This window comes from Paenibacillus sp. J22R67 (assembly GCF_059692175.1).
Genome location: NZ_JCAUAX010000021.1, coordinates 14,372 through 33,772 on the forward strand (window position 1 = coordinate 14,372; position 19,401 = coordinate 33,772).

Here is a 19,401-nt window from a genome sequence, read left to right on the forward strand (position 1 = left end):
CTTGCCCCATCAGAACCTATTTGCTATTTATTGATAAACCCTTTGTAATGCCGTTTAATCAATTGGCTCTCGATTTGTTTCATCGTTTCAAGACCAACGCCTACTACGATAAGTAAAGATGTACCACCAATCCGAACCGAACTTGGCAAGCCTGCAAGACCTCCGAAAAGCATTGGAAGAATTGAGATTGCTGAGAGAAACAGAGCTCCAGAAAGAGTAATTCTAGTCATTACACGAGTCAGATAAACAGAAGTTGTTTTACCAGGTCTGATCCCCGGTATGTAGCCGCCATTTTTCTTCATCTGATCAGCCATTTGAACTGGATTAATTTGTACGAAGGTATAAAAGTATGTGAATCCAACAATCAACAGTACATACAAGACAATCGCCAATGGAGCAGTTTGGTTAATACTCAAGTTGGTAATAATCCATTCTGCAACGACATTACCTCTCCAATAACTTGCAATGGTTGGAGGAAACATTAATAGCGAAAGTGCGAAGATAACTGGGATTACACCAGCAGCATTCACTTTAAGTGGAATGTGCGTAGTTTGACCACCATACATTTTACGACCAACTACACGCTTAGCATATTGTACAGGGATCTTACGAACCCCTTGCTGTACAAAGATGACACCAGCGATAATCAGCACAACAACGATAGCAATAATGATCAGTTTCACGATATTCAGGAACAAAGCTCCTTCGGTCGCAAACAGTGTTTTGTAAATTTGCTGTATGCTAGTAGGAATCGCCGCGACGATACCTGCAAAGATGATAATGGAAATACCGTTGCCAATCCCAAATTCAGTGATTTGCTCTCCGAGCCACATCAAGAAAGCTGTACCAGCAGTAAGAACGATAGCGATCAAAGCAAATGTTGCGAAACCCGGATCAATAACGAGGCCGCTATATAAGCGGTTGAACCCGATAGAGAGACCAAAAGCTTGCACAATACCTAAAACGATCGTACCGTACCGAGTAACTTGCGTCATCTTCTTTCTACCAACATCGCCTTCTTTCGCCCATTGCGCAAAGCGTGGAACTACATCCATGGACAAAAGCTGAACGATGATAGAAGCTGTGATGTAAGGCATAATTCCCATCGCGAAGATGGAGAATTGGAAGAGCGCACCGCCGGAAAACGTGTTAAGCAAGCCAAAGACATCGCTTTGATTCGCTTGGTCTTGAAGTTTAAGAACATCTGTATTTATGTTAGGCACTGGAATGAACGCACCTAAGCGGTAGACGATTAACAAGATGAGTGTAAATACAATCCTTCTACGTAAATCCTCTACCTTGAAGATGTTGGCTATGGTACTGAACATTAAATCACCTCGGTTTGACCGCCGGCAGCTTGGATTTTCTCAATCGCTGATTGAGAGAACTTATTCGCTTTAACGGTTAATTTTACTGTGATTTCACCGTTTCCTAAAATCTTGATGCCATCTTTAGGAGCTTTAACAATACCAGTCTCCATCAATACTTCTGGAGTAACCTCAGTACCAGCTGCGAAATTGTTCAAATCTTCAAGGTTCACGATTGCGTACTCCGTACGGAAACGGTTCGTGAAACCACGTTTAGGTAAACGACGGTATAACGGGTTTTGTCCACCCTCGAATCCAGGACGAACGCCTCCACCGGAACGTGCGTTTTGACCTTTGTGTCCGCGAGTTGATGTTTTACCCATACCACTACTTGTTCCACGTCCAACACGTTTACGAGTTTTACGAGCACCAGTAGTAGAACTTAGTTCATGTAACTTCATCGTTGTACACCTCCTCTAGATCTTTATATCGTGCAATTATGCTTCGATTTCTTTAACTTCTACCAAATGGCTCACTTGATTAACCATACCTCTGATAGCAGCGTTGTCTTGGTGAAGAACAGTTTGGTGCAGCTTGCGCAGACCAAGAGTTTTCACAGTAACACGTTGCGTTTCAGGGCGGCCAATCAGGCTGCGTTTTAGGGTAATTTGTAATTGTTTCGCCATGTTTACCCCTCCTAACCTAGTAACTCTTGAACAGTTTTGCCACGAAGCTTTGCAACTTCTTCCGCTTTTTTCAAGCGGCTCAAGCCTTCAAGCGTTGCGTTAACCATGTTCATAGAGTTCGATGAACCCAGGGATTTTGTCAAAATGTCGCCGATACCAGCAAGTTCAAGTACTGCACGAACTGGTCCGCCTGCGATAACTCCTGTACCTTGGGAAGCTGGTTTAAGCAGAACGCGTCCTGCACCAAACTTACCAGTTACAAGGTGAGGAATCGAAGTGCCTACGATTGGAACATGAATCAAGTTCTTTTTCGCATCTTCAATACCTTTACGGATTGCATCAGGAACTTCGGAAGCTTTACCGATTCCTGCGCCAACCCAGCCATTGCCATCGCCAACGACAACAAGTGCGCTGAAGCTGAAACGACGTCCGCCTTTTACTACTTTAGCTACGCGATTAATATTAACGACTTTTTCTGTTAGCTCTAAAGTATTAGGATCTACACGCAAGTCTTTTACCTCCTTATATATGTTTTTCCTAGAATTCTAGTCCAGCTTCACGAGCTGCGTCGGCTAATGCTTGAACACGTCCATGATAAAGGTATCCACCGCGGTCAAAAACCACTTGGTTAAAACCTTTTTCTTTCGCGCGTTGAGCGATTAATGCACCAACTTTACGAGCAGCTTCTACGTTACCACCGTTACCAATATCACTTTTAAGATCTTTATCTTGAGTTGATGCTGCAACGATTGTTACACCCGTTGTATCATCGATCAATTGAGCATACATGTGTTTGGAAGAACGGAAAATATTCAAGCGCGGACGAACAGTTGTACCTTCAATTTTCTTACGAACACGAAGGTGTCTTTTCAAACGTGCTTTGTTTTTATCGCTTTTAGTAATCATCTATACTTACACTCCTTTCATCATCTTATGATGCGAGGCTTATGCTTACGTAGCAAGTTCTCTCGAGAGAACTTTTAGCTATTACTCGCGATCTTACGATCTTATTTCTTCTTACCAGCTTTACCTTCTTTACGAAGGATGCGCTCGCCTTCATACTTGATCCCTTTACCTTTATACGGCTCAGGCTCACGTACGGAGCGAACTTTAGCTGCCATAGCACCAACGCGTTCTTTATCAATACCGCGAACGATAATTTTTGTATTCGAAGGAACTTCGAACTCAATACCGCTCTCTGGAGTGATTTCAACTGGATGGGAGTACCCAACGTTGAGAACCAATTTGTCACCGCTTTTGTTAGCACGGTAACCTACGCCTACTAGATCCAAAGATTTCGCAAAGCCTTCCGTTACACCACTTACCATGTTGGCAACAACACTACGTGTTGTACCATGCAAAGCACGGTGGAGTTTGTTGTCGGAAGGACGCTCAACGGAAATCTCGTTTTCTAGAACACTTACTTTCATATCTTTATGAAGTTCACGGGACAAAGAACCTTTAGGGCCTTTAACCGTGATTTGAGTATTCTCTAGTGTTACATTTACACCACTTGGAATGGTGATTGGTTTACGACCAATACGAGACATGTTTGCACCTCCATTCAATTACAATTGTATTACCAAACGTAGCAGATAACCTCTCCGCCAGCTTTGGATTGACGAGCATCTTTATCCGTCATAACTCCTTTAGATGTGGAGATGATGGCAATCCCTAATCCGCCCAATACACGAGGGACTTCTTGTGATTTTGTATAAACGCGTAGACCTGGTTTACTAATTCTTTTCAAACCAGAGATAACACGCTCATTGTTTGAACCGTATTTCAGGAACAAACGGATGATACCTTGTTTGCTATCTTCAACATACTCAGCATCACGGATAAATCCTTCTTTTTTAAGGATTTCAGCGATTTCCCTCTTCACTTTTGACGCGGGAATTTCAACTGTTTCATGACGTACGATGTTCGCATTACGAATGCGAGTTAGCATATCTGCAATTGGATCTGACATGACCATTTTGTGTAAACCTCCTTCCCGAAAATAGGGTGATTACCAGCTTGCTTTTTTAACGCCTGGAATCTGACCTTTATGTGCTAATTCGCGGAAACAAATCCGACAAATTTTGAACTTGCGAAGCACTGAATGCGGACGTCCGCAGCGCTCACAACGTGTGTATGCTTGCACTTTAAACTTCGGGGTACGTTGTTGTTTGACTTTCATCGAAGTTTTTGCCACTTAATATAACACCTCCTGATAGGTACGACCTGGAACCTATTTTACGAAAGGCGCTCCGAGTTGTGTTAAAAGCTCGCGAGCTTCCTCGTCGGACTTAGCCGTTGTTACGATAACGATATCCATACCACGAACTTTATCAACCTTATCATACTCAATTTCAGGGAAAATGAGTTGTTCTTTCAAACCAAGCGTGTAGTTTCCACGACCATCAAATGCCTTGTTGGAAATACCACGGAAGTCACGTACACGTGGAAGTGATACGTTGAAAAGTTTATCCAAGAAATGATACATGCGCTCGCCGCGAAGTGTAACCTTCACACCGATTGGCATGTTCTCACGAAGTTTGAAACCCGCGATTGCTTTTTTGGATTTAGTTACAACTGGTTTTTGACCAGCGATTTTTTGAAGATCTTCTACTGCAGTGTCAAGTACTTTGGAGTTCGATACAGCCTCACCAACACCCATGTTGATAACGATCTTCTCGACTTTAGGAACTTGCATAACTGTTGAGTAGTTAAACTTTTGGATTAACGCTGGAGTAATTTCGTTCAAATAACGATCTTTCATTCTTACTGCCATGACTCATTGGCCTCCTTTCCATGCTTGTTTGTATTAATCGATAACTTCGCCGGATTTTTTCGCGATACGAACTTTCGTTCCGTTATCCAATACTTTGTATCCTACGCGAGTAGGTTTGCCGTTCTTAGGATCAATCAGCATCACGTTAGAAACGTGGATTGCAGCTTCTTGATTCAAGATACCGCCTTGTGGGTTTTGTTGGGATGGCTTCGCATGTTTCTTAACCATGTTTACACCTTCAACCAATACACGGTTTTGACGAGGATAAGCAGCGATTACACGGCCCTTCTTACCTTTGTCTTTACCAGTGATTACAAAAACCGTATCGTCTTTTTTCACGTGCAGTTTATTGTTATGAGATTCTAATCTCTTTTTAGTTCTTGGCATTAGCTTCTACACCTCCTGAGGTTTCCCGTTAGGAAAACAAACATCGTAACTGTTCTTAGATAACTTCTGGAGCCAAGGATACGATCTTCATGAAGTCTCTGTCACGAAGTTCGCGCGCTACTGGTCCAAAGATACGTGTACCACGTGGGCTTTTATCTTCTTTCACGATAACAGCCGCATTCTCATCGAATGAGATATATGAACCGTCTTTACGACGAGCTCCGCTCTTCGTACGAACGATAACTGCTTTAACAACGTCACCTTTTTTGACAACGCCACCTGGTGTTGCTTCTTTTACTGAACAGACGATCAAATCACCAATGTGACCAACGCGACGACCAGTACCACCCAAAACGCGGATACACATTAATTGTTTCGCACCTGAGTTGTCAGCGACAGCCAAACGAGTAAATGGTTGAATCATCGTAGTCCCTCCTTTCGAGGTTCATGTCTATAATATTAGATAACAACTGCAACTTCAATTACTTCAACCAGTCTCCAAGATTTATCTTTGGACAAAGGTCTAGTTTCACTGATTTTCACAGTGTCACCAATTTTAGCTTGGTTGTTTTCATCATGTGCTTTAAACTTCTTCGTATGTTTGATTCTCTTGTGATAGAGATCATGTTTTTTGTAAGTTTCAACAGCAACAACAATGGTTTTATCCATTTTATCACTGACAACTTTACCGATCAGGACTTTACGATCGTTACGTTCAGCCATCTAAGGAACCCTCCCTTCTAGATTTGGTTACCCAATCCCCAATTCTCTTTCACGCAAAATAGTCTTGGCACGAGCGATCTCTTTACGCAAATCACGAATTTGAGTCGGGTTGTCCAATTGACCAGTAGCTAGTTGAAAACGGAGGTTAAAGAGTTCTTCTTTAAAACCATTAACTTTTTGCTCAATTTCAGCAGTGGTTAAGTTCCGGAATTCACTACCCTTCATTTGCTTCACCGCCTACTTCTTCTCTTTTCACGAATTTCGTTTTGATTGGAAGCTTGTGAGCAGCAAGACGCATCGCTTCGCGAGCGACCTCTTCACTAACACCAGCAAGTTCAAACAAAATTTTACCCGGTTTTACTACAGCAACCCATTTCTCCACGTTACCTTTACCACTACCCATACGAACTTCAAGCGGTTTTTGTGTAACTGGTTTAGCTGGGAAGATTTTAATCCAAACTTTACCGCCACGTTTGATATAACGTGTCATGGCAATACGTGCTGCTTCGATTTGACGGTTGGAGACCCAAGCCGGTTCTACCGCTTGCAGACCATATTCGCCAAAAGCTACTTCCGTACCGCCTTTAGCGCGACCCTTCATGTTACCGCGGTGTTCTTTACGGTGTTTTACACGTTTAGGTACTAACATGATTTAAATTCCTCCTTCCGGCTGAGCCTTTTTCTTAGCTGGCGGAAGTACTTCTCCACGATAAATCCATACTTTTACACCGATACGTCCATAAGTAGTGGCTGCTTCAGCAGTACCATAGTCGATATCCGCACGAAGCGTATGAAGTGGAACAGTTCCTTCGCTATATCCTTCCGTACGAGCAATCTCAGCACCGCCAAGACGTCCGCTAGTTGCTACTTTAATACCTTTAGCGCCAGATCTCATTGTTCTTTGCATAGCTTGTTTCATCGCACGACGGAAAGAAACACGACGTTCCAATTGAAGTGCAACTGCTTCAGCTACTAGAATAGCATCAAGGTCAGGGCTTTTGATTTCAGAAATGTTGATGTGAACTTTTTTATTGGACATAGCAGCAATGTAGTTGCGAATAACTTCAACTTCAGCTCCGCCTTTACCAATAACCATTCCTGGTTTTGCAGTATGAATCGTAACGTTCACACGGTTAGCCGCGCGCTCGATATCGAATCGGGAAACTGCGGAATCTTTAAGTTTATTCTTCAAGTATTCGCGGATTTTGACATCTTCAAGCAACAGAGTTCCGAAATCTTTCTCTGCGAACCATTTGGACTCCCAATCACGAATAATACCAATTCTAAAGCCTACCGGGTTTACTTTCTGACCCACACGTTATCCCTCCTTATTTTTCAGATACCACGATTGTAATGTGGCTGGTACGTTTTTTGATCGCGCTAGCACGACCCATTGCACGTTGTTGGAACCTTTTCATTGTTGGTCCTTGGTTAACAAACGTCTCAGAAACCACTAGGTTATTAGGATCTAATGAGTAGTTATGCTCTGCATTGGCAATTGCGGAGTTTAGAAGTTTCTCCAAGATTGGAGAAGCTGCTTTAGGCGTATGACGCAGAATTGCGATCGCTTCACCTACCGCTTTTCCCCGAATCAAGTCAACAACTAGCTTTGCTTTACGAGGAGCAATCCGAGCGTGGTTCAATATTGCTTTAGCTTGCATGGTAGTACCTCCTCTCGGTTAAAAATTGAAATTAGCGTTTACCGGTTTTCTTATCGTCATCGTGACCTTTGTAAGTACGTGTTGGAGCAAATTCACCAAGCTTATGTCCAACCATATCTTCAGTTACGTATACAGGCACGTGTTTTCTTCCATCGTACACTCCGAAAGTGTGACCAACGAATTGCGGGTAAATTGTAGAACGACGGGACCACGTTTTGATAACCAGTTTTTTACTGGATGTGTTCAAGTCTTCTACTTTTTTCAGTAAGTATCCATCAATAAATGGACCCTTCTTTAAGCTGCGACCCATGGGTGTTCCTCCCTTCCTTGAACCTTAAGAGAATTCGTATATCCTAGATTACTTTGTACGACGACGTACAATGTATTTATCGGATGCTTTACCTTTTTTACGAGTTTTGAAGCCAAGCGTCGGTTTACCCCATGGAGACATAGGTGATTTACGTCCGATTGGTGCGCGTCCTTCACCACCACCGTGTGGGTGATCATTCGGGTTCATTACGACCCCACGAACTTGTGGACGATTGCCTTTCCAACGATTACGTCCTGCTTTACCGATTTTCACGAGTTCGTGATCTTCGTTACCAACAGAACCGATTGTTGCGCGGCAAACTTTAAGGACTTTACGAACTTCACCAGATGAAAGGCGAATAGTTACGTAAGTTTCTTCTTTACCAAGCAATTGAGCTTCTGTTCCAGCTGCACGAACTAACTGTGCACCTTTACCAGGTTTCAACTCAATGTTGTGGATAACTGTACCAACTGGAATGTTTTCCAATGGAAGAGCGTTACCTACTTTGATATCGGATTGCGGGCCAGATACGATGCGATCGTCCACTTTAAGACCTTTAGGAGCGATGATGTATCTTTTCTCGCCATCTGCATAATGGATCAATGCGATGTTCGCGGAACGGTTAGGATCGTACTCAACTGTAGCAACGCGTCCTGGTATTCCATCTTTATTGCGTTTGAAATCGATGATACGGTATTTACGCTTATGTCCACCACCGTGGTGACGAACCGTAATTTTACCTTGGTTATTACGACCAGCATGCTTGAACAGAGGAGCAAGCAACGATTTCTCTGGTGTTGATGTTGTGATTTCTTCAAAAGTAGAAACCGACATCGCACGTCGAGCTGGTGAGGTTGGTTTATATTTTTTAATTGGCACTCTGATTTCCTCCTAACTTTTAGAAATGGGTTATACCGATTCAAAGAATTCCAATTCTTTGCTTTCTGCGCTTAGGGACACGATAGCTTTTTTCCAGATGGAAGTGTAGCCGGAGTGTCTGCCATAACGTTTAGGCTTAGCTGGCATTCTCAATGTGTTTACATTTGTAACTTTTACTTTGAAGATTGCTTCGATAGCTTGTTTAATTTCTGTTTTGTTAGCGCGAAGATCCACTTCGAAAACATACTTTTTATTAGCCATTAGGTCGCTTGTACGCTCAGTGATGATCGGGCGCTTGATAATGTCGCGTGGATTTTTCATTGTGCAAGCACCTCCTCAACTTTCTGTACAGCTTCCTGCGTAATGATCAATTTGTCATACAACATGACATCACGAACATTTACGCCATTAGCAGCAACGAATTTCACACCTGGGATGTTACGAGCGGACAAAGCAACGTTGGAGTCGTTATCTACGCCTACAACCAATACTTTGCGATCAATTTTCAGGTTGTTCAAGATTGCTACAAATTCTTTCGTCTTAGGAGCATTCAATTGAAGCTGATCCAATACGATCAAGTTGTTATCAAGAACTTTCGAGGACAAAGCGGATTTAATCGCTAAACGACGAACTTTTCTTGGCAATTTGAAACCATAGCTGCGAGGAGTTGGTCCGAATACGGTACCGCCGCCTTTCCACTGTGGAGCACGAATACTACCTTGACGAGCACGGCCTGTTCCTTTTTGTTTCCAAGGTTTACGACCACCGCCGCGAACTTCCGAACGACCTTTTGTTTTGTGAGTTCCTTGACGCACAGCTGCTTGTTGCAATAGAACAGCTTCGTGAATCGCATGAACGTGAGGCTCAATTCCGAAAACAACGTCAGACAGTTCAACTTCTCCTACCTGAGCACCTGTTACATTATATAAAGCTACTTTTGGCATCTGTCTTCCTCCTTTCTTACTTTTTAACAGCAGACTTCACGCTAACGTAGCTGTTTTTAGGACCCGGAATGGAACCTTTAACTAGCAATACATTACGCTCAGCATCTACTTTAATGATTTGCAAATTTTGCAAAGTTACTGTTTCGTTACCCATGTGCCCTGGCAATTTCTTACCTTTAGGAACTCGGTTTGCTTGAATGGAACCCATCGAACCTGGTCCGCGGTGATAACGTGATCCGTGTGCCATTGGGCCCGTGGATTGGTTATGTCTTTTGATGTTACCTTGGAAACCTTTACCTTTGGAAGTACCCGTTACATCAACGAATTCGCCCTCTGTAAACAGATCTGCTTTCAGTTCTTGACCAACTTCATAGTCACCCAACTGAATGCCACGAATTTCTTTAACGTAGCGCTTAGGCGTTGCCCCTGCTTTTTTCGCATGGCCAAGCTCTGGTTTAATGATTCTGCTAGCTTTAACATCATCAAAACCGATTTGGATCGACTCATAACCGTCGTTGTCCACATCTTTCTTTTGCAGTACCACACACGGTCCCGCTTGAATGACAGTTACCGGAACTACATTACCCTCCGGAGTAAACAACTGTGTCATCCCAAGTTTTTTTCCTAAGATACCTTTCATCGTTGACACCTCATTTCCTTCCTAAACGTTCATTCTATAGTTGTTTTACAGTTTGATCTCGATGTCAACGCCAGACGGTAAGTCTAGACGCATCAGAGCATCAACTGTTTGTGGTGTTGGATTCACAATATCGATAAGACGCTTATGCGTACGCATTTCGAATTGCTCACGCGAATCCTTGTACTTGTGCACCGCACGAAGAATCGTGATGATTTGCTTCTCTGTCGGAAGCGGAATCGGACCGGATACACCTGCACCGGAACGCTTGGCAGTTTCCACGATTTTCTCAGCTGATTGATCAATGATTCTGTGATCATAAGCTTTCAAACGGATACGAATTTTTTGCTTTGCCATATAAGTCCCTCCTTCTATCGCCCAATTTAGTATCGGACATACTCCGCGAAAATTCTCCAACAGCCTTCCCCATGGCAAAGGGGCCAGGTGTGTCGGCAACCTTTCGCATCATCGCAACGTCACAGACCAACGTTTTATATTATATAAAATTTAAAAACGAATTGCAAGTTTATTTTTAGGCATTCGCATAAAAAAACACTCACCGCCAAAACGATGAGTGTTTCTTCTATATAAAGGGATTACTTTTGAATTGTAGCAACCGCGCCCGCACCAACAGTACGTCCGCCTTCACGAATCGCGAAGCGTGTTCCTTCTTCGATTGCGATTGGGTTGATCAGTTCAACTGTAACTGTGATGTTATCACCTGGCATAACCATTTCAGTACCTTCAGGAAGGTTGATGATACCTGTTACGTCAGTTGTACGGAAGTAGAACTGTGGACGGTAACCAGTGAAGAAAGGCTTGTGACGGCCACCCTCTTCTTTAGTTAGTACGTAGATTTGAGCTGTGAAGTTCGTGTGTGGTTTAACAGAACCTGGTTTCGCAAGAACTTGTCCACGCTCGATATCTTTACGGTCAACACCACGAAGAAGGGCACCGATGTTGTCACCAGCTTGAGCGGAGTCAAGCAATTTGCGGAACATCTCAACGCCTGTTACTACGCATTTGCGAGTTTCTTCAGCGATACCAACGATTTCAACTTCTTCTTGAACTTTAACAGTTCCACGCTCAACACGACCTGTAGCAACTGTTCCACGACCAGTGATGGAGAATACATCCTCAACAGGCATAAGGAACGGTTTGTCAGTTTGACGCTCAGGAGTTGGGATATAAGTGTCAACTTGTTCAAACAACTCAACAATTTTATCAGCCCAAGGACCATCTGGGTTTTGAAGAGCTTCACGAGCAGCACCGCGGATGATTGGAGTATCATCGCCTGGGAACTCATATTCGTTAAGAAGGTCGCGAACCTCCATCTCAACCAATTCAAGCAACTCTTCGTCTTCAACCATATCACATTTGTTAAGGAATACTACGATGTAAGGTACGCCTACTTGACGGGAAAGCAGGATGTGCTCACGCGTTTGCGGCATTGGGCCATCAGCTGCGGATACAACCAGAATCGCTCCGTCCATTTGAGCAGCACCAGTGATCATGTTTTTAACATAGTCAGCATGTCCTGGGCAGTCAACGTGTGCGTAGTGACGGTTAGGAGTTTCGTACTCAACGTGAGCTGTGGAGATTGTGATACCGCGCTCGCGCTCTTCTGGTGCTTTATCGATTTGGTCGAAAGCTACTGCAGCTCCACCGTATCTTTTGGACAATACAGTTGTGATAGCAGCTGTCAAAGTTGTTTTACCATGGTCAACGTGACCGATAGTACCGATGTTAACATGCGGTTTGTTACGTTCAAATTTAGCCTTTGCCATTTTAAACGATTCCTCCTTAGAGTGACTATTAGTTTTATATTAAGCGCCTTTGCCTTTTGCAATAATTTCTTCTGCAATGGACTTAGGTACTTCTTCATAATGTGAAAGTTCCATGGAGTAAACACCACGGCCTTGTGTTCTCGAACGAAGTGTTGTGGAGTATCCAAACATTTCAGACAAAGGCACCTTAGCACGGATGATTTGTGCACCATGACGGTTATCCATACCTTCGATACGTCCACGACGGGAGTTAAGGTCACCCATAACATCGCCCATGTACTCTTCTGGTACAGTAACTTCAACCTTCATGATTGGCTCAAGAAGAACCGGTTTACATTTTTCTTTTGCTGCTTTAAGTGCCATGGAACCCGCGATTTTGAACGCCATTTCATTGGAGTCAACATCATGGTAAGATCCATCAACAACTGTAGCTTTGATATCCACGAGCGGGAATCCTGCGATTACACCGTTTTTCATGGACTCTTCGATACCAGATTGAATAGGTGCGATATATTCTCTTGGAATAGATCCGCCCACTACTTTGCTCTCGAAAATGAAACCTGTACCAGCTTCTTGAGGTTCAAACTCAACCCAACAATGTCCGTATTGACCACGACCACCGGATTGACGTACGAATTTACCCTCAACTTTTGCTGCTGCACGGAACGTTTCACGATAAGCAACTTGTGGTTTACCTACATTGGTTTCTACTTTGAACTCGCGAAGCATACGGTCAACGAGGATCTCAAGGTGAAGCTCACCCATACCTGCGATGATCGTTTGTCCTGTTTCTTCGTCTGTGGAAGCACGGAAAGTAGGATCTTCTTCAGCAAGCTTTTGCAATGCGATACCCATTTTATCTTGGTCGGCTTTCGTTTTCGGCTCAACAGCAAGCTGGATAACCGGTTCAGGGAAGACCATTTTCTCAAGAATAACTGGATTTTTCTCATCACAAAGTGTATCACCAGTCGTTGTATCTTTCAATCCAACGGCCGCGGCGATGTCACCAGCGTATACAATGCTGATCTCTTGACGGCTGTTCGCATGCATTTGCAGGATACGACCAACGCGCTCACGCTTGCCTTTCGTTGCGTTAACAACGTAGGAACCGGAGTTCAAGGTACCAGAGTAAACACGGAAGAACGTAAGACGACCAACGAAAGGATCTGTCATGATTTTGAATGCAAGAGCTGAGAAAGGTTGATCATCAGCAGACTTACGAACCACTTCAGTACCATCGTCAAGAACACCTTTAATGTCAGGTACATCAAGTGGTGATGGAAGGTAGTTAATAACTGCATCCAACATCAATTGAACACCTTTGTTTCTGTAGGAAGACCCTACGATAACTGGGAAGATTTTCACTTCGCAGACACCTTTACGTAGAGCTGCTTTGATTTCGTCAACAGAAATCTCTTCACCTTCAAGATACTTCATTGTAAGCTCTTCATCAAGCTCAGCAACTTTCTCAATCAGTTCCAATCTTAATTCTGCGACTTGATCTTTGAACTCAGCAGGAATTTCGATTTTCTCGATATCTTTGCCAAGATCATCTTTGTACATATACGCTACTTCATCAACTAGGTCGATGATGCCTTTGAAATCACTTTCAGCACCGATCGGAAGTTGAATAGCAACAGCATTTGCACCAAGTTTTTGACGCATGGATTCAACTACTTGCAGGAAGTCTGCACCGATGATATCCATTTTGTTTACGTAAGCAATACGAGGAACGTTGTATTTATCAGCTTGTCTCCAAACTGTTTCCGATTGAGGCTCAACGCCCTCTTTCGCACTAAATACACCAACTGCTCCATCCAACACACGAAGGGAACGCTCTACCTCAACGGTAAAGTCAACGTGTCCCGGGGTATCGATGATATTGATGCGGTGACCTTCCCATTGCGCAGTTGTAGCGGCGGAAGTAATCGTGATTCCACGCTCTTGCTCTTGCTCCATCCAGTCCATCGTTGCTGCACCTTCGTGCACCTCACCGATTTTGTGAACTTTACCAGTATAGTACAGAATGCGCTCTGTTGTTGTCGTTTTACCAGCATCAATATGAGCCATGATCCCGATATTACGTGTGTTTTTTAAGGAGAACTCTCTAGCCATAGGTCGTTATGTCTCCTTTCTGTAATCAGTTTTTTTATTCTACCAACGATAATGAGCGAATGCTTTATTAGCTTCAGCCATTTTGTGTGTATCTTCACGTTTCTTAACGGAAGAACCTGTGCTGTTGCTAGCATCGATAATTTCGTAAGCTAATCTTTCTTCCATCGTCTTCTCACCGCGTAGGCGGGAGTAGTTTACCAACCAACGCAAACCTAATGTCGAACGACGGTCAGGTCTTACTTCGATAGGTACTTGATAGTTTGCTCCACCAACACGGCGAGCTTTAACTTCTAGTACTGGCATGATGTTTTTGATAGCTGTTTCAAACACTTCCATCGGCTCTTTACCTGTACGATCTTTCACGAGGTTAAAAGCGTTGTAAAGAATAGTTTGTGCTACCCCTCTTTTTCCATCAACCATAATACGATTGATAAGACGAGTAACGAGTTTGCTATTATAAATTGGATCTGGCAATACGTCTCTGCGAGTAACTGGACCTTTACGAGGCATAGTTATCCCCCTTTCTTATAAGAATCATCCCTGATTATTATTTCTTATTTTTTAACTTTCGGACGTTTTGTACCGTATTTGGAACGGGATTGCTTACGGTTGTTAACACCGGAAGTATCCAGCGCGCCACGCACGATGTGATAACGTACCCCTGGAAGATCTTTAATTCTACCTCCACGGATCAATACAACGCTGTGCTCTTGCAGGTTGTGACCGATACCTGGAATGTATGCTGTCACCTCTACACGGTTCGTTAAACGAACACGAGCATATTTACGAAGTGCGGAGTTAGGCTTCTTAGGAGTCATAGTACCTACACGCGTGCAGACACCACGTTTTTGAGGTGCACTCAAATCCGTTGCTTCTCTTTTCAAAGCGTTAAAACCTTTTTGCAAAGCTGGTGATTTAGACTTATCCACCTTCGCTTGACGACCTTTACGTACTAGTTGGTTAATTGTTGGCATATCGCCACCTCCTCCCTACATTCATAACATGATAATCTTCTTGCAAGCCCACAGATCCAGGCGAGTCATAAATGAGCAAAGAGAAAGTCTTTGCCAAGGGCAGCAGCAAAAAGTTATGAAAACTTATGTACGCCATCCCACTAACAAAAACGTCTTGAGCGTTTATTCATTTACAACAGCTGCTACCGCAGCTCCAACTTCAATTCCACATGCTTTACCTAGCATCTTCATAGAATCTACGTAGGTTATTGGCACACCCTTTTGATTACAGAGAGCTACCAGCTTTATCGTCAATCGCGGATCTGCATCTTTAGAAACAAAAACTTCAACAGCCCTGTCTTGCTCGACCGTTTTAGTGACTTTCTTCGTCCCTACACTTATATTCTTTGCCTGTTTGACTTTATCATAAGACATAAGGCACCCCCTCCAGAGAAAGGAAAGAATATCAACTTAGGCACACTACGATATATTAGCATTTTGGTCTTCTGGTGTCAAGGAAGAACTTTATATCTTTTGACATAATCATAGATTCATAAAAAAACCAAGAGGGACAGCACATAAGGCCATCCCTCTCAGATGAATAGTCGTTATTCAACGGCTACTGTTTCTTTTTCGAGATCCTCATCTTGCACGAGCACTTCGTTAGGGTCCGTAATACGGATGTTCCGGTAACGAGGCATACCCGTACCTGCAGGAATGAGTTTACCGATAATAACGTTCTCTTTCAGACCAAGCAATTGGTCGACCTTACCTTTGATTGCTGCATCCGTCAAGACACGCGTTGTTTCTTGGAAGGACGCTGCAGACAAGAAGGAATCAGTCTCAAGAGACGCTTTGGTGATACCGAGCAAGATAGGTCTTGCAACTGCTGGCTCATTGCCGGCAAACAAAGCTACCTTGTTAGCTGCTTCATATTCATGAATGTCTACGAAGGAACCTGGAAGCAGAGTTGTGTCTCCAGCATCAACGATACGGATTTTCCGTAACATTTGACGAACCATAACTTCAATATGCTTATCGTTAATTTCTACCCCTTGGTTACGGTAAACACGTTGAACCTCTTGCAGAATGTAGTTCTGCACGCCGCGGATACCTTTGATGCGAAGCATTTCTTTCGGATCAATAGACCCGTCTGTCAGCTCATCTCCGGCTTCAACTTGTTGGTTCAGGGATACACGTACACGGGAACCGTAAGGAACTGCATACACCTTAGATTCCGCTTCACCTTGGACTTCAATTTCACGACGATCTTTGGCTTCACGGATTTCTTTGACCACACCATCGATCTCAGAAATAATCGCTTGACCTTTCGGATTCCGAGCTTCGAAAAGCTCTTGAATACGCGGCAAACCTTGCGTAATATCATCTCCGGCAACACCACCGGTATGGAACGTACGCATCGTCAACTGTGTTCCTGGCTCACCGATGGATTGAGCAGCAATAATACCTACTGCCTCACCAATCTCAACAAATTGACCAGTTGCCAAGTTACGACCATAACATTTCTTACATACACCATGATCTGTGCGGCAGCTTAATACTGAACGAATTTGCAGTTTCTCGATGCCTGCTTCAATAATCGCGTCTGCAATTCCGGATTCGATGAGCTCATTGCGTTGAACAATGACTTCACCTGTTTTTGGATGACGAAGCGTTTCATAAGCATAACGTCCTTCAATACGGTCATAGAGATCTTCAATAACCTCTTTACCATCTTGAATTTTGCTTACCATGAACCCTTTATCTGTTCCGCAATCGTCCTCACGAACGATTACATCCTGTGCTACGTCAACGAGACGACGAGTCAAGTAACCCGAATCCGCTGTACGAAGTGCTGTATCGGCAAGACCTTTACGCGCTCCGTGTGTGGAAATAAAGTATTCCAAGATTGTCAGACCTTCACGGAAGTTCGATTTAATCGGCAACTCCATAATCTTACCGGATGGATTCGCCATCAAACCACGCATACCGCCAAGCTGTGTAATCTGTGATTTGTTACCCCGTGCTTTGGATTCAACCATCATGCTAATGGAGTTGTATTTATCAAGGGACTTCATCAGAATATCTGTGATTTCGTCCTTCGCTTTACTCCAGATCGCAATAACGCGGTCATAACGCTCTTCATCCGTAATCAAACCACGACGGTATTGGTTCGTAACTACGCGTACTTTCTCTTCACATTCTTTAAGAATGGCTACTTTTTCAGTAGGAACGACAACGTCAGAAACGGCTACAGTAATACCTGCTTTGGTGGAATACGTAAATCCAAGCTCTTTAATTTTATCAAGGATCATGGACGTTTGTGTTGTGTGATACTTACGGAAACACTCAGCAATAATCGATCCAAGATACTCTTTACCTACCGCTTTGTTCTCATCACGTTCCAACATGATAGCTCTTAGATCTGCACCTTTTTCAAATACAAAATGCGCATCTGGAATACCATTCAGCAGGTTCGTTTTGGTCGGCTCATTAATGAACGGGAAATCAGCAGGATAGATTTCGTTCATAATGATTTTACCAATTGTTGTGATCAACATTGCGTTCTGTTGTTTTTCAGTAAAACTTGTTTTATTCAAAGCTCTAGCAGGGATAGCAACACGAGCGTGAAGTGCCATTTTGCCCGATTGGTAGGAAGAAACTGCTTCGTGAACAGTTCTAATAATAGAACCTGCACCTTTAGCAAATTTGTTGTCCGTTGTTAAGTAGAAGCTTCCCAGAACCATATCCTGTGATGGCGTAACAACCGGCTTACCGTCTTTCGGATTCAAAATGTTACCTGATGCCAGCATCAATAACCGAGCTTCAGCTTGCGCTTCTGAAGACAATGGTACGTGAACGGCCATTTGGTCACCGTCGAAGTCAGCGTTGTAAGCTGTACATACGAGCGGATGAAGTTTAATAGCGCGACCTTCAACCAGAATCGGTTCAAAAGCTTGAATACCTAATCTATGCAACGTAGGGGCACGGTTCAGCAGAACCGGGTGCTCCTTAATAACTTCTTCTAGAACATCCCAAACATCTGGACTTACACGCTCAACTTTACGTTTCGCACTCTTAATGTTATGGGCCAAACCTTTATTCACAAGCTCTTTCATAACGAAAGGCTTGAACAATTCAAGCGCCATTTCCTTCGGAAGACCACATTGGTACATCTTCAGGTTAGGTCCTACTACGATAACGGAACGACCAGAGTAGTCAACACGTTTACCGAGCAAGTTTTGACGGAAACGCCCTTGTTTACCTTTCAGCATGTGGCTGAGGGATTTCAATGGACGGTTACCAGGACCTGTTACAGGACGACCGCGGCGACCATTGTCGATAAGAGCATCTACTGCTTCTTGCAGCATACGCTTCTCATTCTGAACGATGATGTCCGGTGCCCCGAGGTCAAGCAATCTTTTGAGACGGTTGTTACGGTTGATAACTCGGCGATAGAGATCATTCAAGTCAGAAGTCGCGAAGCGTCCACCGTCAAGCTGTACCATCGGACGAAGCTCCGGCGGGATGACAGGAAGTACATCTAGAATCATCCAACCTGGAAGGTTCTTCGAGTTACGGAAAGCTTCCATAACTTCCAAACGCTTGATCGCACGATTACGGCGTTGACCTTGCGCTGTTTTCAACTCTTCTTTGAGCGTATCAACTTCACGTTCGATATCGATATCGATCAGAAGCTTTTTGACGGCTTCAGCACCCATACCTGCTTGGAACGCATAGCCATACTTCTCACGGTAGCTACGGTATTCTTTTTCGGAAAGCAGCTGTTTTTTCTCCAAAGGTGTATCCCCTGGATCAGTTACCACATAGGAAGCGAAATAGATAATTTCCTCTAAAGATCTTGGAGACATATCTAACGCAAGGCCCATGCGGCTTGGGATGCCTTTAAAGTACCAGATATGGGATACAGGAGCAGCAAGCTCGATGTGACCCATACGCTCACGACGCACTTTTTGGCGGGTTACTTCAACACCACAACGGTCACAAACAACGCCCTTATAACGGACGCGTTTGTATTTACCGCAATGACATTCCCAATCTTTGGTTGGCCCGAAGATCTTTTCACAGAAAAGACCTTCTTTCTCAGGCTTTAAAGTTCTGTAGTTAATGGTTTCCGGCTTCTTTACTTCCCCACGGGACCAAGAGCGAATTTTATCGGGTGATGCCAAACCGATTTTCATAAACTCGAAGTTGTTAACGTCCATCAAGGAGCAA

28 protein-coding genes are annotated in these 19,401 nt (G+C 43.6%); all 28 read right to left on the minus strand.

The genetic code is table 11. The features are described 5' to 3' along the window. Nucleotides 1-23 precede the first annotated feature (23 nt). The gene (secY, locus tag AC58VC_RS36360) at nt 24-1,328 is read right to left on the minus strand and encodes a preprotein translocase subunit SecY (protein WP_497376376.1); all 1,305 of its coding nucleotides are present in this window, start codon (nt 1,326-1,328) and stop codon (nt 24-26) included. Next, complete coding sequence (gene rplO, locus AC58VC_RS36365; RefSeq protein WP_497376377.1) at nt 1,328-1,768, minus strand: 50S ribosomal protein L15; 441 nt, start codon at nt 1,766-1,768, stop codon at nt 1,328-1,330. Before rplO ends, secY begins: the two co-directional genes overlap by 1 nt. A 36-nt stretch (nt 1,769-1,804) precedes the next feature. Next, a complete protein-coding gene (gene rpmD / locus AC58VC_RS36370; RefSeq protein ID WP_079417994.1) occupies nt 1,805-1,993 on the minus strand; it encodes a 50S ribosomal protein L30 in 189 nt (62 codons plus the stop codon). An 11-nt stretch (nt 1,994-2,004) separates the two neighbouring features. Further along, complete coding sequence (gene rpsE / locus AC58VC_RS36375) at nt 2,005-2,502, minus strand: 30S ribosomal protein S5 (protein WP_029196451.1); 498 nt, start codon at nt 2,500-2,502, stop codon at nt 2,005-2,007. Between the two features lie 28 nt (nt 2,503-2,530). After that, complete coding sequence (rplR, locus tag AC58VC_RS36380) at nt 2,531-2,899, minus strand: 50S ribosomal protein L18 (protein WP_145669503.1); 369 nt, start codon at nt 2,897-2,899, stop codon at nt 2,531-2,533. A 101-nt stretch (nt 2,900-3,000) separates the two neighbouring features. Further along, the gene (rplF, locus tag AC58VC_RS36385) at nt 3,001-3,543 is read right to left on the minus strand and encodes a 50S ribosomal protein L6 (protein ID WP_145669501.1); all 543 of its coding nucleotides are present in this window, start codon (nt 3,541-3,543) and stop codon (nt 3,001-3,003) included. Nucleotides 3,544-3,572: 29 nt separating this feature from the next. Next, nucleotides 3,573-3,971, minus strand: coding sequence for a 30S ribosomal protein S8 (gene rpsH / locus AC58VC_RS36390; RefSeq protein WP_056834171.1), 399 nt, complete (start codon nt 3,969-3,971; stop codon nt 3,573-3,575). 33 nt (nt 3,972-4,004) lie between these two features. Further along, the gene (locus AC58VC_RS36395) at nt 4,005-4,190 is read right to left on the minus strand and encodes a type Z 30S ribosomal protein S14 (RefSeq protein ID WP_029196455.1); all 186 of its coding nucleotides are present in this window, start codon (nt 4,188-4,190) and stop codon (nt 4,005-4,007) included. 36 nt (nt 4,191-4,226) lie between these two features. Continuing rightward, nucleotides 4,227-4,769 carry a 50S ribosomal protein L5 gene (gene rplE, locus AC58VC_RS36400; RefSeq protein WP_497376378.1) on the minus strand — a complete coding sequence of 181 codons (543 nt, stop codon included), beginning with the start codon at nt 4,767-4,769 and terminating at the stop codon, nt 4,227-4,229. A gap of 33 nt (nt 4,770-4,802) precedes the next feature. After that, nucleotides 4,803-5,156, minus strand: a complete 354-nt coding sequence (gene rplX, locus AC58VC_RS36405; RefSeq protein WP_497376379.1) for a 50S ribosomal protein L24 — start codon at nt 5,154-5,156, stop codon at nt 4,803-4,805. Between the two features lie 55 nt (nt 5,157-5,211). Beyond that, nucleotides 5,212-5,580, minus strand: a complete 369-nt coding sequence (gene rplN, locus AC58VC_RS36410) for a 50S ribosomal protein L14 (RefSeq protein ID WP_028557485.1) — start codon at nt 5,578-5,580, stop codon at nt 5,212-5,214. A gap of 35 nt (nt 5,581-5,615) precedes the next feature. Then, nucleotides 5,616-5,879 carry a 30S ribosomal protein S17 gene (rpsQ, locus tag AC58VC_RS36415; RefSeq protein WP_079418009.1) on the minus strand — a complete coding sequence of 88 codons (264 nt, stop codon included), beginning with the start codon at nt 5,877-5,879 and terminating at the stop codon, nt 5,616-5,618. 27 nt (nt 5,880-5,906) lie between these two features. Continuing rightward, the gene (gene rpmC / locus AC58VC_RS36420) at nt 5,907-6,104 is read right to left on the minus strand and encodes a 50S ribosomal protein L29 (RefSeq protein WP_028557487.1); all 198 of its coding nucleotides are present in this window, start codon (nt 6,102-6,104) and stop codon (nt 5,907-5,909) included. Next, nucleotides 6,094-6,528, minus strand: a complete 435-nt coding sequence (gene rplP, locus AC58VC_RS36425) for a 50S ribosomal protein L16 (protein ID WP_029196459.1) — start codon at nt 6,526-6,528, stop codon at nt 6,094-6,096. The genes rpmC and rplP overlap by 11 nt, the downstream gene beginning before the upstream one ends. A gap of 3 nt (nt 6,529-6,531) precedes the next feature. After that, nucleotides 6,532-7,194, minus strand: a complete 663-nt coding sequence (gene rpsC, locus AC58VC_RS36430; protein WP_079418013.1) for a 30S ribosomal protein S3 — start codon at nt 7,192-7,194, stop codon at nt 6,532-6,534. Nucleotides 7,195-7,207: 13 nt separating this feature from the next. After that, nucleotides 7,208-7,540, minus strand: coding sequence for a 50S ribosomal protein L22 (gene rplV / locus AC58VC_RS36435; RefSeq protein ID WP_145669494.1), 333 nt, complete (start codon nt 7,538-7,540; stop codon nt 7,208-7,210). A 31-nt stretch (nt 7,541-7,571) separates the two neighbouring features. Next, entirely contained in the window at nt 7,572-7,850 is a 279-nt protein-coding gene (gene rpsS / locus AC58VC_RS36440; RefSeq protein ID WP_029196461.1) for a 30S ribosomal protein S19, read from the minus strand. A 48-nt stretch (nt 7,851-7,898) separates the two neighbouring features. Next, nucleotides 7,899-8,729, minus strand: a complete 831-nt coding sequence (gene rplB / locus AC58VC_RS36445; RefSeq protein ID WP_161407566.1) for a 50S ribosomal protein L2 — start codon at nt 8,727-8,729, stop codon at nt 7,899-7,901. A gap of 30 nt (nt 8,730-8,759) precedes the next feature. Continuing rightward, complete coding sequence (rplW, locus tag AC58VC_RS36450) at nt 8,760-9,050, minus strand: 50S ribosomal protein L23 (RefSeq protein ID WP_127457540.1); 291 nt, start codon at nt 9,048-9,050, stop codon at nt 8,760-8,762. Then, complete coding sequence (gene rplD / locus AC58VC_RS36455; RefSeq protein WP_477498644.1) at nt 9,047-9,673, minus strand: 50S ribosomal protein L4; 627 nt, start codon at nt 9,671-9,673, stop codon at nt 9,047-9,049. Before rplD ends, rplW begins: the two co-directional genes overlap by 4 nt. Before the next feature lie 16 nt (nt 9,674-9,689). After that, nucleotides 9,690-10,313 (minus strand): 50S ribosomal protein L3, encoded by a 624-nt coding sequence (gene rplC, locus AC58VC_RS36460; RefSeq protein WP_029196463.1) that lies wholly within the window; start codon nt 10,311-10,313, stop codon nt 9,690-9,692. 45 nt (nt 10,314-10,358) lie between these two features. Next, nucleotides 10,359-10,667: a 30S ribosomal protein S10 gene (gene rpsJ, locus AC58VC_RS36465; protein WP_028557496.1), complete on the minus strand. Its 309-nt coding sequence runs from the start codon at nt 10,665-10,667 to the stop codon at nt 10,359-10,361. A 239-nt stretch (nt 10,668-10,906) separates the two neighbouring features. Then, a complete protein-coding gene (gene tuf / locus AC58VC_RS36470; protein ID WP_497376380.1) occupies nt 10,907-12,097 on the minus strand; it encodes an elongation factor Tu in 1,191 nt (396 codons plus the stop codon). A gap of 39 nt (nt 12,098-12,136) precedes the next feature. After that, nucleotides 12,137-14,212 (minus strand): elongation factor G, encoded by a 2,076-nt coding sequence (fusA, locus tag AC58VC_RS36475; protein WP_497376381.1) that lies wholly within the window; start codon nt 14,210-14,212, stop codon nt 12,137-12,139. Nucleotides 14,213-14,251: 39 nt separating this feature from the next. Continuing rightward, nucleotides 14,252-14,722, minus strand: coding sequence for a 30S ribosomal protein S7 (gene rpsG / locus AC58VC_RS36480; protein WP_189018540.1), 471 nt, complete (start codon nt 14,720-14,722; stop codon nt 14,252-14,254). Nucleotides 14,723-14,766: 44 nt separating this feature from the next. Then, complete coding sequence (rpsL, locus tag AC58VC_RS36485; protein ID WP_028557500.1) at nt 14,767-15,186, minus strand: 30S ribosomal protein S12; 420 nt, start codon at nt 15,184-15,186, stop codon at nt 14,767-14,769. A gap of 162 nt (nt 15,187-15,348) precedes the next feature. After that, nucleotides 15,349-15,600, minus strand: coding sequence for a ribosomal L7Ae/L30e/S12e/Gadd45 family protein (locus AC58VC_RS36490; protein WP_145669483.1), 252 nt, complete (start codon nt 15,598-15,600; stop codon nt 15,349-15,351). 173 nt (nt 15,601-15,773) lie between these two features. Next, nucleotides 15,774-19,394, minus strand: coding sequence for a DNA-directed RNA polymerase subunit beta' (rpoC, locus tag AC58VC_RS36495; RefSeq protein WP_497376382.1), 3,621 nt, complete (start codon nt 19,392-19,394; stop codon nt 15,774-15,776). Nucleotides 19,395-19,401 lie beyond the last annotated feature (7 nt).